Source organism: Bradyrhizobium sp. AZCC 2289, assembly GCF_036924615.1.
Taxonomy (GTDB): Bacteria; Pseudomonadota; Alphaproteobacteria; order Rhizobiales; family Xanthobacteraceae; genus Bradyrhizobium.
On sequence record NZ_JAZHRY010000001.1, the window covers coordinates 9021578 to 9037042 of the forward strand.

General features: G+C 63.5%; 12 protein-coding genes and 1 pseudogene. 6 read left to right on the plus strand and 7 right to left on the minus strand.

Translation table 11 applies throughout. The features are described from left to right. Nucleotides 1-26: 26 nt before the first annotated feature. From V1289_RS42195 to V1289_RS42205, 3 genes are all read right to left on the minus strand, one after another. Nucleotides 27-1187, minus strand: a complete 1161-nt coding sequence (locus V1289_RS42195; RefSeq protein WP_334405313.1) for a hypothetical protein — start codon at nucleotides 1185-1187, stop codon at nucleotides 27-29. Between the two features lie 238 nt (nucleotides 1188-1425). Next, the gene (gene glsA, locus V1289_RS42200; RefSeq protein ID WP_334405314.1) at nucleotides 1426-3273 is read right to left on the minus strand and encodes a glutaminase A; all 1848 of its coding nucleotides are present in this window, start codon (nucleotides 3271-3273) and stop codon (nucleotides 1426-1428) included. 253 nt (nucleotides 3274-3526) lie between these two features. After that, nucleotides 3527-3748: an acetyl-CoA carboxylase biotin carboxyl carrier protein subunit gene (locus V1289_RS42205; protein ID WP_309184977.1), complete on the minus strand. Its 222-nt coding sequence runs from the start codon at nucleotides 3746-3748 to the stop codon at nucleotides 3527-3529. A 130-nt stretch (nucleotides 3749-3878) separates the two neighbouring features. Here V1289_RS42205 and V1289_RS42210 point away from each other — a divergent pair, with 130 nt between their 5' ends. Further along, nucleotides 3879-4856 carry an IclR family transcriptional regulator gene (locus V1289_RS42210; protein ID WP_334405316.1) on the plus strand — a complete coding sequence of 326 codons (978 nt, stop codon included), beginning with the start codon at nucleotides 3879-3881 and terminating at the stop codon, nucleotides 4854-4856. Then, nucleotides 4786-6345 (plus strand): acyl-CoA carboxylase subunit beta, encoded by a 1560-nt coding sequence (locus V1289_RS42215; protein WP_334405318.1) that lies wholly within the window; start codon nucleotides 4786-4788, stop codon nucleotides 6343-6345. Before V1289_RS42210 ends, V1289_RS42215 begins: the two co-directional genes overlap by 71 nt. Before the next feature lie 180 nt (nucleotides 6346-6525). Here V1289_RS42215 and V1289_RS42220 read toward each other — a convergent pair whose 3' ends face one another. Together V1289_RS42220 and V1289_RS42225 are read right to left on the minus strand one after the other, a co-directional pair. Continuing rightward, entirely contained in the window at nucleotides 6526-7833 is a 1308-nt protein-coding gene (locus V1289_RS42220; protein WP_334405320.1) for an MFS transporter, read from the minus strand. Nucleotides 7834-8035: 202 nt separating this feature from the next. Continuing rightward, nucleotides 8036-9232, minus strand: a complete 1197-nt coding sequence (locus V1289_RS42225) for an acetyl-CoA C-acyltransferase (protein WP_334405322.1) — start codon at nucleotides 9230-9232, stop codon at nucleotides 8036-8038. A 235-nt stretch (nucleotides 9233-9467) separates the two neighbouring features. On the opposite strand from V1289_RS42225, the gene V1289_RS42230 reads away from it, so the two are divergent. Next, complete coding sequence (locus V1289_RS42230) at nucleotides 9468-10730, plus strand: MFS transporter (RefSeq protein ID WP_334405324.1); 1263 nt, start codon at nucleotides 9468-9470, stop codon at nucleotides 10728-10730. Nucleotides 10731-10756: 26 nt separating this feature from the next. Here V1289_RS42230 and V1289_RS42235 read toward each other — a convergent pair whose 3' ends face one another. Next, entirely contained in the window at nucleotides 10757-11527 is a 771-nt protein-coding gene (locus V1289_RS42235; RefSeq protein ID WP_334405326.1) for an enoyl-CoA hydratase, read from the minus strand. Between the two features lie 136 nt (nucleotides 11528-11663). Here V1289_RS42235 and V1289_RS42240 point away from each other — a divergent pair. Next, nucleotides 11664-12201: pseudogene (locus tag V1289_RS42240) on the plus strand (PaaI family thioesterase). A 60-nt stretch (nucleotides 12202-12261) separates the two neighbouring features. Then, nucleotides 12262-12876, plus strand: coding sequence for a TetR/AcrR family transcriptional regulator (locus V1289_RS42245; protein ID WP_334405328.1), 615 nt, complete (start codon nucleotides 12262-12264; stop codon nucleotides 12874-12876). 54 nt (nucleotides 12877-12930) lie between these two features. Here V1289_RS42245 and V1289_RS42250 read toward each other — a convergent pair whose 3' ends face one another. Next, nucleotides 12931-13845 carry a LysR family transcriptional regulator gene (locus V1289_RS42250; protein ID WP_334405329.1) on the minus strand — a complete coding sequence of 305 codons (915 nt, stop codon included), beginning with the start codon at nucleotides 13843-13845 and terminating at the stop codon, nucleotides 12931-12933. 100 nt (nucleotides 13846-13945) lie between these two features. Between V1289_RS42250 and V1289_RS42255 the strand changes: the two genes are divergently transcribed. Beyond that, a complete protein-coding gene (locus V1289_RS42255) occupies nucleotides 13946-15442 on the plus strand; it encodes a CoA-acylating methylmalonate-semialdehyde dehydrogenase (RefSeq protein WP_334405330.1) in 1497 nt (498 codons plus the stop codon). Nucleotides 15443-15465 lie beyond the last annotated feature (23 nt).

Genomic DNA, 15465 nt, shown 5'->3' on the forward strand with positions numbered 1-15465 from the left:
CAGCCGCGCGGGTTTACGGGCCATTTTCAGGTCTGGCCGATCAGCTTTTTGCAAAAGGCCGCGCTGTCGCCAACCGCATCGCGAGCTTTCCAGGCCAGATGGGTCAGGCGGCCGGCGAACAGATCATGCCTTCGCAAGCTGCGCGACGTCAGGACATGGCCGACCTCGTCGGGAAACCGGCTTGCCTCGGCATCCACCAGGGCGGCGATCTCGTCCATGATCTGGCGTAGCCGCTTGCCCCATTCCGATTCCTCGAGTTCGCGGATACGAACCCGCAGTGCATATTCGGTGTTGTAGACATCGACCAGAATATCGCGCGCGACGATGACGCGGTTGTTTTTCAGCGCCATACGCAACGCCTGACGTTTGTCGTCCATCTGGTCCAGCACCATCGACACAGCGATCGCGTTGGGCGTGGCAGCGACATCGGCGACGCTCTTGCTGCGCGAAGCTTTGGTGGCGAGGCGGATCAACTGCCAGGGCGTCTTGAGGCGTGTTGCGACCAGCGCCAGCGCAAAGGGCAGCGCGTCGGCATCGGTCTTCCGGAACGCCGCGAGCTGCGCGATTATCTTGTTGACCTGCGCGTCGTCGAATTTCGAAATCCTTGCCGGCAATGTTTCGTTGAACTTTGCAATCGCCTCGCGCGCGCGCAGCACGGCCATGATCTTGATCAGGTCGCCAAAGGCCGAACGCGATGCCGTGTAAGCCGCGAGTTTGGCGCGCGCCCGCTCGCAGCCCTCGGGCGTCTTCAGGAATCCCTCAACCGCTTTTGTCACCTTGGTCTGGAAAGTCACGGCGGCCAGCTGCGCTTCCTTATGTTTATCGGAAGCGATCAAGCCTTTCATTTTATCATTGTAGTCGCGCGCCATGATCGGCAGCAGGTCGCGGCCGATCCATTCCCAGATCGAGGCCAGCGAGCCGCGCGCAATTCTCCCCGAATTGTCATGCTCGGGCGCGCCGTCGACGAGCAGGGGCCCCAATGGCGCGAAAAAGTAACTGGACGGACTGGCGCTACCTTCTGTCGATCCATCCTTGCGTAACTCGGCGCGCAGCCTGGCCCGGATGTCCGCCGAACCCGGCATATCGATGCCGCACAATTCCAGCCGCTCCAGCTCGGCGAGGAGGCAGCTCTGCGTCGACGGGTTCAACCGCCGCAGGAATTCCCAGATCCGTTCGACCTGCATCATGGAAGTCCGCAGCGTGTTCGGTGGGGGATGTTAGGTGAAATCGCGCCTCTTTCCGGGCGAGTGGAGCCAGAGGAAACCACAAAACAGTTCGTCATAAATTAAGAAGGGCAAACTAATACCGGCCGGCGACAGAGCCGCTGTGCCGTCGGATTTGGCGAATTTCAGCACGTTCAGGCAGCAACGGATATGATGCTCTATGTCTGATTGAAACTCGCAGCAATTCTTCGCTGCGCGTCTCCTAATTCGACGTCAGCAGATTTACCCTGGCATTGGCGAGGATCAGGCGGTCGGCGAGCAGTTGCGCAAGGTTACGCATGATCCGTTCGCCGGCGCGCGGATGCTGCCTGCGAAACCGTTCGAAATCGCGCAGCGATATCTCGTAGGCGGTCGCCGCCATATCGGCGAGCACGTCCGCCGAGCGGCTCGGCTCCAGCAGCGCCATCTCGCCGAACGGCATGCCGGCTGTCAGCGTTGCCAGCCGGATGCCGTTGGGCAGGGTGACATGCACCACGCCGCTTCGGAGAAAGAACAGCGATGCCGCGGGATCGCCGGTGGTGATGATCTTTTCGCCGGGCTGATAGGTCCTGATCGCGGCCAGCGAGGCGAGGTCGGTCAGTTCCTCCTCGCTCAATCCCGCCAGCAGCCGCTGCTCGGACAGTTCGGTCGCTTCGAAAAAATCGATCGACCCGCCGTGACGATAGACCACCTGGTCTTCCGCCCATTCGATCGCGGCATCGAGCAGGAAATAGTAGCGCATGTTCGCGAGGCTGTCGGTCCACTCCGCGATTGTGCTCCATTCCTCCGACGCCCGCTTGATGCCGGAGACGATCACCGTGACATGAAAGGCCGCCAGTTCGCGGAATTCCTCGGCGAGCAGGCGGGCGCCCGCGCGCGTCATCGAGGTGACCCGGCGAAGATCGAAAATGACGAATTGCGGGCGCGGGTCGGCCGCGATCCGGCGCGCGACATAGTCGACATTCGATAACGACAGCGTCCCCATCAGCTCGATGACGCGGACATCCTGACGGTGCGCGGCGAGGATGTTCTGCTCATGCGGTCGGCGGCTGCGCCGTGACGGATTTTCGCCGATATTATAATCGGCAATGATGGCGCTGCGCGCGTTGTCGCTGCGGTTGAGCATGTGCAGATCGTAGTGCGACGACAGCGCCTCGCAGACCTTGATGCCGCGCACGCTGTTGCCGTGCTTGTCGAGCTTCGGCGAATAGCTGCCGAGCCCGAGCCGCGCCGGCAGCGCCGCCAGAATGCCGCCGCCGACGCCGCTCTTGGCCGGGATGCCGATGCGGTAGATCCATTCGCCGGCATAATCGTACATGCCGGACGAGGTCATCACCGACAGCGTGCGCGAAATCGCGTAAGCGCTCATCACCTGTTCGCCGGTCACCGGATTGACGCCGCGATTGGCCAGCGTTGCGGCCATCACCGCGATGTCGCGCGCCGTTACCAGGATCGCGCATTGCCGGAAATAGACATCCAGCACGGAGGCGACGTTCTCGGTGATGACTGCGTTGGTGCGCAGGAGATAGCCGATCGCGCGGTTGCGGTCGCCGGTCGCGCTTTCGGAGGCGTAGACGGATTCATCGACATCGAGATCGCGCCCGGCGAACCGGCCCAGCGCCTGTCGGATACATTCGAACGCGTCCGCGCCCTTGGCTTCGTGGATCAGGCCAGAACAGGCGATCGCACCGGCATTCACCATCGCGTTGAACGGGTGATTGTCGGCGTTGAGACGGATCGAATTGAAGGGATCGCCCGACGGCTCGACACCGATCGCGCTTTCGACGCGCCCCGCGCCAAGCGTATCCAGGGCCAGAGCGAACATGAAAGGTTTTGACATCGACTGGATGGTGAATGGCACCTTTGTGTCGCCGACCTCATAGACGTGGCCGTCGAGGGTCGCGAGGCTGACGCCAAAATGGTCAGGGTCGGCCTTGCCGAGCTCAGGGATGTAATCGGCGACGGCGCCGCTGGTATCCGCAGCGTATTCCTCATGACAGGCGTTCAGGAACCGCAGCAAGGGCGGTTTCGAGCTGGTCCAGGCCGGAGCGCCGGTGCGCGATACTTTCATCGTTCCCGTTCTGCCGCGCAATCACCGCGCGCGCAACTCGATCCCATGGGTGCGCGCCAATTGCGCGGGAATGCGGCGGCCGTGAAGGCGCCAGCTGGCGGATTCTCGTTTGTTTCGCCATGCGAAACTTTTTCCTTGGCGGATCCCCTCGTTGCGGAATGTCGCCGGTCGTGCCGGCGCACATCTGTGGCCAGCCGTCGTGACGCCTGCGTCACCGGACAGATTATCGCAGATGAGTTATGCGCCGAGCAGGTTAGGTTTCGACGATGGCGACGGCCTGGCCTTCGGCAATCATTTCGTCGATTCTGACCAGTATCGCCTTGATTTTCCCGGCTGCGGTCGTTGTCACCGGTATTTCCATCTTCATGGCTTCGACGAACGCGATCTCATCGCCATCGCCGACGTTGCTTCCGGCATCAACGGGAAGCGCGCACACGCGGCCGGCAACTTCGGTGACGATCTTGATATCTGGCATGCCAATCTCCGGGACCGCGTGACGTGACAATTTCGTCCCGTGAACGGCTTTTAGTTGTGGCCGCAGATTGCCTGAGGTAGCTTGATCTGCAAGTGGAATTTTATTCCGTGCAACGGAATGGAGCCAGATCATGGGACGACGCTCGGAGCGGCTTAGCAAACAGGGAATGCTCGCCAGCGATCTGGCGGGCGAGGGCGATGTGATTCAGGTGGTGTCGCGGGCCTTCGATGTGCTGCGCTGCTTCGAGGGTCACGAAGCCCGGCTCGGCAATCTCGAAATATCCAACCGCTGCGGATTGCCGCGATCGACGGTATCGCGGCTCACGCACACGCTGACGCGAATGGGCCAGCTCGTTTATCTGCCGCGCGACCAGAAATACCGCATCGGCCCGAGCGCGGTGGCGATGAGCACTTCGATGATGAAGGGCTTGCAGCTTCGCAATCTGATCCGGCTGCGATTGCAGGACGTCGCCGAGCAATTGCCGGGCACCGTCGGCTTCGTCATCCCCGATCGCTTTCATCTCGTCTATCTCGAATTCGCGCGCGCGGCGAATGCGCTTGGCCTGCATGAGACCACTGGAAGCCGCATCGCGATGGCGAGCACGGCGGCGGGCCATGCCTATACCGCAGCCCTCGATGTCGATGTCGGCGACGCGCTGATTGCGGAGATGGAGCGCGAGGTTCCGGAAAGTTCGAGGATATTGAAGCCGCGCATCGAGAGTAATCGCCGCCATCTGCGCGAGCATGGTTACGTCGTCGCCTGCGGCCTCTGGAGCCCGCATATCAACGGGCTCGCGGTGCCGCTGTGGTCGCCGCAATATCAAACCTATGTCGTGGTGACGATCGGCCTTCTCTCCGTGATGTTTGATGAAAAACGGCTGCACAAGGATGTGGCGCCCAGGATGCTTGATCTTGGTGCGGCGGTCGGCAGCCTGCTCGAAGGCGCCGATGGCGACATCTTCGCCTCAAGGCTGGAGAGGAAAGCTATCCCGGTGCCAACCCATAACAACAATAAAATAATCAGGACGGAGGATACGAATGAACTGGAAGCCGGAACTCGACGACCTCGCCCGGCGCGAAGCGTTCGCGCGGGAGATGGGAGGCGTTGACAAGGTCAAGCGACAGCATGACCAGGGCCGGCTCACCGTTCGCGAGCGCATCGACAAGCTGGTCGACCAGAACAGCTTCCACGAGGTCGGCGCGATTTCCGGCGTGGCCGAATACGACGAGAAAAGCGAGCTCAAGCATCTGACGCCGGCGAACTGCGTGTTCGGCCGCGGCAAGATCGACGGCCGTCCGGTGGTCGTGGTCGGCGACGATTTTACCGTGCGCGGCGGCTCGGCGGATGCGTCGATCTCGACCAAGCCGCTGATGGCGGAAGAGATGGCGCATGATTTCCGGCTGCCGATCATCCGCGTGATCGAAGGCTCGGGCGGCGGCGGTTCGGTAAAGACCATCGAAACCAGGGGCGCGGCCAATCTGCCCGGCGGCGTCGGCGGCACGCGCGCCTACTGGTTCACGACCGCGAACATGGCGCAGGTGCCGGTGGTCGGCCTGGGGCTCGGCTCGGTCGCAGGTCTGGGGGCGGCGCGACTGGCGGCCACCCATTACTCCGTGATGACGAAGAATTCCGCGATGTTCGTCGCCGGGCCGCCGGTGGTGAAGCGCCTCGGTCAGGATTTGACCAAACAGGAGCTCGGCGGGGCCGAGATCCAGACCCGGGCCGGCGGTATCGATCATGCCGTCGATACCGAGGAAGAAGCCTTTGAATGCGCCCGGCGCTTCCTGTCCTATCTGCCGTCGTCGGTTTATAGCCTGCCGCCGACGACGCCTTGCACCGACGATCCGGAGCGCGCCGAGGAATCCCTGATGAAGGCGGTGCCGCGCAATCGCCGTCAGGTCTACAAGATGCGCCCGATCATCGATGCCGTCGTCGACAAGGGTTCGTTCTTCGAAGTGGCTGCGAATTTCGGCCGCCCGGTCATCACCGGGCTTGCGCGGCTCGAAGGCCGCGCGGTGTTTGTGCTGGCCAGCGATCCCTTTCACTATGGCGGGTCGTGGACGGCGGACGCGTGCCAGAAGGTGGTGCGCTGGGTCGATTTCGCCGAGACCTTCCATCTGCCGGTGGTCTATCTGATGGATTGTCCGGGTTTCATGATCGGGCTCGAGGCGGAGAAGTCGGCCACCATCCGCCACGGCGTGCGGGCGATGGCCGCCGTCAACCAGTCGACCGTGCCCTGGTGCACCATCATCGTGCGCAACGCCTTCGGCGTGGCCGGCGTCGTGCATCAGCCGGCCAACCGCTATTCCATGCGCTACGCCTGGCCGTCAGCCTATTGGGGCTCGCTGCCGCTGGAAGGCGGCATCGAAGCCGCCTATCGCGCCGACATCGACGCGGCGGAGGATCCGGCGGCGAAACTGAAAGAGATCGAGGACCGTCTCAACAAGCTGCGCTCGCCGTTCCGCTCGGCCGAAAAATTCTGGGTCGAGGAAGTCATCGATCCCCGCAAGACGCGCTCGCTGCTGTGCGAGTTCGCGCGCCTCGCCGAACCGATCCGCACGCCGGGCCCGGCGACCAGTATGACGATCAGGCCGTAGTGTTCATCGTCATGGCCGGGCATAGCCGTCCGAAGGACGGCGTCGCTTCCGCTCGCCTACGCCCGGCCATCCACGTCTTCGCCTCCTCGAAAGTAAGACGTGGATGCCCGGCACAAGGCCGGCATGACGCGGAGAGAGGTCACTTCAACCTGACGATTACCCGCGCCGCTTGTTCGACGATCACGCAGCGGCCGCCACCGCCGCTGCCGCCACCACCTTCGGCGCCGGCCGCGAGATCGCCAGCACGATCACCGACGCGACGACGCAGAGCGCGCCGGCGACGAAGAACGCCGGCAGGTAGGTCGCATAGACCGTCCGCGACAGGCCGGCGCCGAACGCTGCTGAGGCAGCGCCGAGCTGGTGGCCGGCAAAGATCCAGCCGAACACCAGATTGGCGCGTTCCGGCCCGAACCGTTGTGCGGTGAGACGTACCGTCGGCGGCACGGTGGCGATCCAGTCGAGGCCGTAGAACATCGCAAACAGCGACAGCCCGTAGAACGAGAAGTTGGTGAAGGGCAGGAACAGCAGCGACAGGCCCCGCAGCCCGTAATACCAGAACAGCAGATACCTGTTGTCGTAGCGGTCCGACAGCCAGCCCGAGACGATGGTGCCGAAGAAGTCGAAGATGCCCATGGCGGCGAGCAGGCTCGCGGCCTGAACCTGCGGAATCCCGAAATCGAGGCACATCGGAATCAGATGCACCTGGATCAGGCCGTTGGTGGAGGCGCCGCAGATGAAGAAGGTCGCGAACAGGATCCAGAAGGCCCGCGATTTCGAGGCGTCGCGCAGCGTGCCGAGCGCCGCCGCCATGATCGGCGCATTGTTGGGAGGCGGCGCCGGCAATGGCTCGGTGCCCTCATCGCCAAATGGCCTCAGACCCAAATCGCTTGGCCGATCGCGCATGATCATCAGCACGGCAAACGCCGCGACGCCCAGCATCACGCAGACCAGCCCCAGCGCGACGCGCCAGCCGTAGCGATCGGTCAGTGTTGCCAGCAGCGGCAGGAAGACGAGCTGGCCCGTGGCCACGCTGGCGGTGAGAATGCCGACCACCAGCCCGCGCCGCGCCGCAAACCAGCGCGCGGCAACGGTTGCGCCCAGCACCAGCGCGGTCATGCCGGTGCCGACGCCGATCACCACGCCCCACAGCAGCACCAGGTGCCAGACCTTTGTCATGGCCAGCGAGGCCATAAGACCGGAGGCCACCACCAGCAAGGCCGACAGCGTCACGTTGCGCAGGCCGTAGCGGTTCAACAGTGCGGCGGCGAACGGCGCCATCAACCCGAACAGGATGAACCGGATCGACAACGCCGAGGAAATCTCGGCGGGGGACCAGCCGAACTCCTTTTGCAGCGGCACGATGAACACGCCGGGCGCGCCGACGGTGCCGGCGGTGATCAGCGCGGTGAGGAAGGTCACGCCGACCATCGCCCAGCCGTAATGGATATTGCGGCGAGCGAGGGCGGCCGACAGCCAGTTCGAGATCATTGAGCCTCAGAGGGTTTGATTGGGAGAGCTACCAGGACGTCTTATGCAGGGTTTTCCGGGAAGTTGCTTGGAGGTTCACTCCAGGTTCACTTGGGGTTTTCCTGGAAATTCCGTCTGATTTGCTTGACCTGCGCATCCTGACGTAAAAGCCATTTGACTGAAATGGCGTACTTCCCTCATTTCAGGACATGCACCACAGGCCCTAGTGGATGATGCGCTCCACCGCAATCGCGGTGGCTTCGCCGCCGCCGATGCAGAGGGCGGCGACACCGCGCTTTAAATTCTGCGCTTCGAGCGCATGCAACAGCGTCACGATCAGCCGCGCGCCGGTGGCGCCGATGGGATGACCGAGCGCGCAGGCGCCGCCATTGATGTTGAGCTTGTCTCTGGGAATGCCGAGATCGCGCTGGGCGGCCATTGCCACGACGGCAAAGGCTTCGTTGATCTCGAACAGATCGACATCGCCGACGCTCCAGCCGACCTTGTCGAGCAGCTTGCGGATCGCCGGGATCGGCGCGGTGGTAAACCACTGCGGCTCCTGGCTGTGGGTGGCGTGGCCCTTGATCTCGGCCAGCATGGGGAGGCCTTCGCGATCGGCGAGCGAGCGTTTGGTGAGGATGAGCGCTGCGGCGCCGTCGGCATTGGCGGAGGAGGCGGCCGGCGTGATGGTGCCGTTGGCGCGGAACGCCGGCTTCAGCCCCGGAATTTTGGCGGGATCCACTTTAAGCGGATGCTCGTCATTGGCGATGATGCGCGGGCCAGCCTTTTCCGTCAGGGTGATCGGCGCGATCTCGGCCCTGAACGCGCCGCCTTCGACCGCCTTGCGGGCGCGGGTCAGCGTTTCCATGGCGTAGGCGTCCTGGTCCTTGCGGGTAAACTGATAGGCTTCCGCGGTGGCTTCGCCGAAATCGCCCATCGAGCGGCCGGTCTCGTAGGCGTCTTCCAGCCCGTCCATCATCATGTGGTCGATCAGCCGGTCATGTCCGGCGCGATAGCCGGAGCGGGCCTTTGCCAGGAGATACGGCGCATTGCTCATGCTCTCCATGCCGCCCGACAGCACGATCCCGGCGGAACCGGCATTGATGATGTCGTGCGCCAGCATGGTTGCCTTCATGCCGGAGCCGCAGACCTTGTTGATGGTGGTGGCACCGGTGGCGTCCGGCAGTTTGGCGCCGCGCGCGGCCTGCCGGGCTGGTGCCTGGCCCTGTCCGGCCGGCAGCACATTTCCCATGAACACCTCGTCGATCCGCTCGGGGGCCAGTTTGGCCCGCTCCAGCGCCGCGCCGATCACATGCGAGCCGAGTTTGTGCGCCGAAAACGGCGACAGATCGCCCATAAAGCGGCCGAGCGGGGTGCGGGCGGCGGAAAGGATGACGACGGGATCGGAGGTGGCGGCCATGGCGGGTCTCCTGGGATGTCAGATCGTTAAGATTACGATCATCATATGATGCGCCGCAAAAATTGCAACCGAGCCCGTCATGACAAATTGTCGTGTTCGGATGAATTCGAGCATGGCCGCATGCGGTACTGCCGATTGACACGGGCATCGTCGGCGCTACGCTGCCCAAACAGGGAAGTTTTCCCAAAGAATCAAGAAAAGGGCAGGGGAACGCCGTGAAACGCGTCATCGCGTCTTGAGCGGAGCCGGGCGAACTTCCGCGCTCGCGCCATTCCGTATCCGCAACTATCGCTTCCAATGGCCGTCCGATCTGCTCACCTCCTGGGCGTTCGAGGTCGAGACGCTGGTGCTCGGCTGGTACATCATGGTCGAGACCGGTTCGGTGCTGCTGCTGACCGTGCTCGCATCGTTGCAATATGTCGGGACATTGATCGCGCCGGTACTCGGTATGGTCGGGGACCGCATGGGGCATCGGGATCTTCTGGCCGCGATGCGCCTTGCCTATACCGTGCTCTCTGCGACCATCATGACGCTGGCGCTGACCGGACATTTGGCTCCGCTGAATGTCATGATCATCGTCTCGATCATGGGCCTGATCCGCCCTTCGGACCTCGGTGTGCGCGGCGCACTGCTCGCGGACATCATGCCATCAGGGCTGCTGGTTGGTGCCATCAGTCTGGCGCGCACGACGCAGGATAGCGCGCGCATCGCCGGCGCACTGACCGGTGCCGCATTGTTCGCCGCTCTCGGCATCGGTTTTGTGTATGTGGCGATCGCCTGTTTCTATCTCGCGGCCGCCGTCTTGATGCTTTGCCTGACCCGTCCGGCAAAATCTCTCGGCGCAGTCGATCACCCGGCGAATGATACGCCGAGCTCGACCCTGCTGCGGGACCTGAAGGAGGGCATCGTTTATGCCTGGAGTGGTCCGGGAATGCGCGCGGCGCTTTGCGTCGCGTTCCTGGCCAATCTCACCGCATTTCCCCTGACAAACGGATTGCTGCCTTACGTGGCGCGCGACATCTTTCATACCGACCAGACCGGTCTGGGCTATCTATCGGCGAGCTTCGCGGTGGGCTCGCTGATCGGTTCGATCACGCTCAGTTTGGCCGGCGGCGTGCGCATCGCCCGGCTTTTGATCGGCGCGACGCTTGCCTGGTACGCGATGCTGTTGGTGTTCGTCGAGATCAGGACAATGCCGGTGGCGATGGCCTGCCTTGTCCTTGCCGGCATGGCGCAGAGCATGTCGATGATTTCGGCCGCCGTAATGCTGATGCGCCACGCCAGCGCACATCTCCGTGGCCGCGTAATGGGGGTGCGCATGATGGTGATCTACGGCCTGCCGCTCGGGTTGCTTGCGGCGGGCAGCTTGATTGATCTGATCGGCTATTCCGCGACCGGCACGCTCTATGCGTCCGCGGGGTTTATCGCGATGACGGCGATCGCGCTGCATTGGCGCGCCGATCTCTGGCCGGTGCACGCGCCGGCGAATGTGCGGTGAAAGGGCGATGACGCGTTTATACGTCGCTAGCGCTTGCGATCCAGAAAGCCCTGCATCAGCCGCTGCGGTTCGCCGGTCAGGAACGATTGTCCGAACACACCGACGCTCAAGTTGACGGATTCCGTCAGCGGCAACTCTTCCCATTGCCGCAGCAGGGCCTTTTGCGTGCGCAGCGCCTCGGGGCCGCATTCGAGCAAGGCCTTCACCGTGTGCTCCACCGCGGCGTCAAGGCCGCCTTGCGGCGCAACCACGTCGACGAGGCCCCAGCCGAGCGCGGTCGGCGCGTCGATGTTTTCGGCCGTCATCACCAGCCAGCGGGCGCGGCCCCAGCCGATCAGCCGCGGCAGCAGCGCCGCGTGGATCACCGAGGGGATGCCGACGCGCACCTCGGGCATGCCGAACATGGCGTCATGGGCGGCAATCCGGAAATCGCAGGCGGCGGCCACCTCTAGCCCGCCGCCGAGGCACCAGCCGGGCAGCCGCGCGATCACCGGCGCCGGAAAGTTTCGCACGGCTTCGCATAGGTCGCGCAGCCGCGTGATGAAGGCTTCCGCGGACTTCTGCTCGAGTTTGGCCATTTCCTTGATGTCGGCGCCGCCGATCATGCTTTTTTCGCTCTGGCCGGCCAGAATCACCGCGCGGATGTCCTTGTCACCGGCGAGCTTCTCAAATCCCTCGCGCACGCCGTCGGTGACGGCGGAACCGAGGATATTGAGGGAACCGGCGTTGCAGATGGTCAGGCGAACGACGCCGCGCGGATCGCGGTCGACGCCGCAATGGGGATTGAGCATGTCCATGGAAAATCTCGGCAACTGGGGGGGATCGCGCTACTTCCCGGACAAAGCATGGCCTTGTCAAGGGACCGGGAGGCGGCGGCGTTGCGAAGGCGCGGCGGCTGCTTTAATATGGCATGCATCATTCAATGGAGCCGTCATGACGATCACCGATACCGCCGACCTGTTTTCGCCCGCCACGCCGGGAGCGCGTGGTGGAGTGGCAGGCGCCGGGGCCGGTGGCGAAGGCCGCGGCTGCCATGTCCGGGCTGGAGGTGATGGGTGCGATCCGGGACGGCATCCTGCCACCGCCGCCGATGGCGCGGCTGATCGGCTTTCGCATGACCGTGGCCGAACCGGGGCGGATCGTGATGGAATTGGCGCCCCATGAGAGCCTGGAGAACACGATTGGCCTGCTGCATGGTGCTACCGCCGCGGCGTTGCTGGACACCGCCATGGGCTGCGCGATCTCGACCATGCTGCCGGCGGGACAGACCTCGGTCACCCTCGACCTGAAACTGACATATTTGCGGCCGCTGTCGGTTCGTTCTGGGACAATTCAGGCCGAAGGAAAAGTCGTAAAACTCGGTCGCCAGACCAGCTACGCCGAGGGTTTCGTCCGCGACGGCGCGGGTCATCTTGCGGTGCACTCAACCGCGAAGTTTTCCATGATCGGCGCGGGGGAAAACGCGAAATAGATGCAGCTTTTTCTGGACACAACTGCTATTATATGACTGCAAACATCCAATGAGACCCCCATGCGATATTCCAGGGAACACAAGCAGGAAACCCACGCGCGGATCGTGAAGAAGGCCTCGGTCCGGCTTCGCGAGAAGGGCGCGCACGGCATCGGCGTCGCCGACCTGATGAAGGAGGCCGGCCTGACCCATGGCGGCTTCTACGCGCATTTCGACTCGCGCGAAGCGCTGGTGATCGAGGCCTTTGCCTATGCGATGGACCGCTCGACCGAGCGCTGGCGCAAGATCGCCGAAACGACGCCGCCGAACAAACGTCTGGCCACCATCGTCGAAACCTATCTAAACCCGGTGCATCGCGACGATCCCGGTAACGGCTGCGCAGTGCCGTCGCTGGGCGCGGAAATCGCCCGCGAAAGCCCGAAGACCCGCCGGGCGTTTGCCGCCAAGCTGGAACAGATGATCGACATGATGGCCGATCAGATATCAGATGTTCCGCGCAAGACCGCGCGCAGGCGCGCGATAGCGGCGCTTGCGACCATGATGGGGACGCTGGTGCTGGCCCGCATCGCCGGCAGCGGCGAGTTTTCCGAAGAGGTCCTCGGCGCCGGTCGTGAGGCGGTGCTCGGCCGTGCCGCAGCGGCAAAGTCGGTGGCGAAGAAGCCACGGGCGAATTAAGGACGGCAGCCCTATGCGCGTTGTCCCGACGTTCGCCGGGACGGCGTGGTGGGTTTACGGCCCGCTGAACAGCGCGCGCTCGGCTTCCACGGTCTCGTAGATGTAATCGGCCACCGCACGGATCCGCGCCAGATCCTTGCTGTCGGCGTGCATCAATAGCCAGAAGGTGCGCGTGATCCTGACCTCGTTCGGCAGCACCGCGCGCAGCTCGGGGTGCGACGTCGCCATGAAATGCGGCAGCACCGCGATCCCGAAGCCGGCAATGGTGGCGTTGAGCTGCGCGATCAGATTGGCGCTGCGGAACTTTGCGGAAATCTTCGGCGAGACCTGCGGGAGATAATCCAGTTCCGGCGTGAACAATAGTTCCTCGATGTAGCCGACGAAGCGATGCCCGGGCAGGTCGCTGCGGGCGGTGATGTCAGGCGCGCGGTCGAGATAGGCGGGCGCGGCATAAAGCCCGAGGCTGTAATCCAGCAGCTTGCGCCCGACGATGCGGCCTTCCTTCGGCATCGACAGGCTGATCGCGATATCGGCCTCCCGCTTCGACAGGCTGAACAGCCGGGCGGTGGCGACGAGCTGCAGATCGAGATCGGGATAACGCTCGGTGAATTGCACCAGCCGCGAGGCCAGGAAGTGGCTGCCAAAGCCGTCGGGCGCGCCGATCCGCACCGTGCCGGTCAGATGCGCCCGCGAGCCGCCGACGGCCTCCTGGTTGGCGACGATGGTCGATTCCAGCGCTTCCGCGCTGTCGGCGACGCGCTGGCCAGCCTCGGTCAGCAAATATCCGGTCTTGCGGCGATCAAACAGTTTTGCCGAGAGATGCCGTTCCAGCCGGTCGACACGCCGGATCACTGTGGCATGATCGACGCCGAGCTGTTTTGAGGCAGCCGAAACCGATCCGCCGCGGACAATCGCCAGCACGAAGCGGAAGTCGTCCCAATCGATCGTTCCGCCGCCTTGATCCAGCATTTCCGCACATCTATGGTGCAATATATCGGACTTGTATCCCAAGAAATGCGGGTCAAAAAGGCTTTAAAGCGAACCAGCCAGGGCCTCAGGGAGAAAATTCATGCGTTCAATCGGACATTTCATCGGTGGCAAAGAGGTCAAGGGCACGTCCGGACGGACGGCCGACGTGTTTGAGCCAATGACCGGCGACGTCCAGGCCAAGGTGGCGCTGGCGTCCAAGGCCGAGGTTCGTGCGGCGGTGGAGAACGCCAAGGCCGCGCAGGTGGACTGGGCTAATACCAATCCGCAGCGCCGCGCCCGCATCATGATGAAGTTCCTCGAACTCGCGCAACGCGATTACGACAAGCTCGCCGATTTGCTGGCGCGCGAGCACGGCAAGACCGTTCCCGATGCCAAGGGCGATATCCAGCGTGGGCTCGAAGTGGTCGAATTCGCCTGCGGCATTCCGCATCTGATGAAGGGCGAATACACCGAAGGCGCCGGCCCCGGCATCGACATCTATTCGATGCGGCAGCCGCTTGGCGTCGTCGCTGGCATCACGCCGTTCAATTTCCCGGCCATGATTCCGATGTGGAAATTCGCGCCCGCGATCGCCTGCGGCAACGCGTTCATCCTCAAACCCTCGGAGCGCGATCCCGGCGTGCCGATGATGCTGGCGGCCTTGATGATCGAGGCCGGCCTGCCGCCCGGCATCCTCAACGTCGTCAACGGCGACAAGGAAGCGGTCGATGCCATTTTGGACGATCCCGATATCAGGGCGGTCGGCTTCGTCGGCTCCTCGCCGATCGCGCAATATATCTATGAGCGCGCCGCCGCCACCGGCAAACGCGCGCAGTGTTTTGGCGGCGCCAAGAATCACGCCATCGTGATGCCGGATGCCGACATGGAGCAGACCGTCGACGCCCTGATCGGCGCGGGCTACGGCTCGGCCGGCGAACGCTGCATGGCGATCTCGGTTGCGGTGCCCGTCGGCAAGACCACCGCTGACCGCCTGATGGAGAAATTGGTTCCGCGCGTGGAATCCCTGAAGATCGGTACCTCGATCGATCCGTCGGCGGATTACGGCCCGCTGGTGACCAAGGAAGCGCTCAACCGCGTCCGGAATTACGTCGACATCGGCATCAAGGAAGGCGCCACACTGGCGGTCGACGGCCGCGGCTTCAAGATGCAAGGCTATGAAAACGGCTTCTACATGGGCGGCTGCCTGTTCGACAACGTCACCAAGGACATGCGGATCTACAAGGAAGAGATCTTTGGACCGGTGCTGTCGGTGGTGCGCGCCCACGACTACAACGAGGCGCTGGCGCTGCCGTCGGACCATGATTACGGCAACGGGGTTGCGATCTTCACCCGCGACGGCGACGCCGCGCGCGATTTCGCCGCCAAGGTCAACGTCGGCATGGTCGGCATCAACGTGCCGATCCCGGTGCCGATCGCCTATTACACTTTTGGCGGCTGGAAGAAGTCCGGTTTCGGCGATCTCAACCAGCACGGTCCGGATTCGATCCGCTTCTACACCAAGACCAAGACCATCACCTCGCGCTGGCCGTCCGGCGTCAAGGAGGGCGCGGAGTTCTCGATTCCGACGATGAATTGACCCGCGCGTGGTCTCTGGTGGAT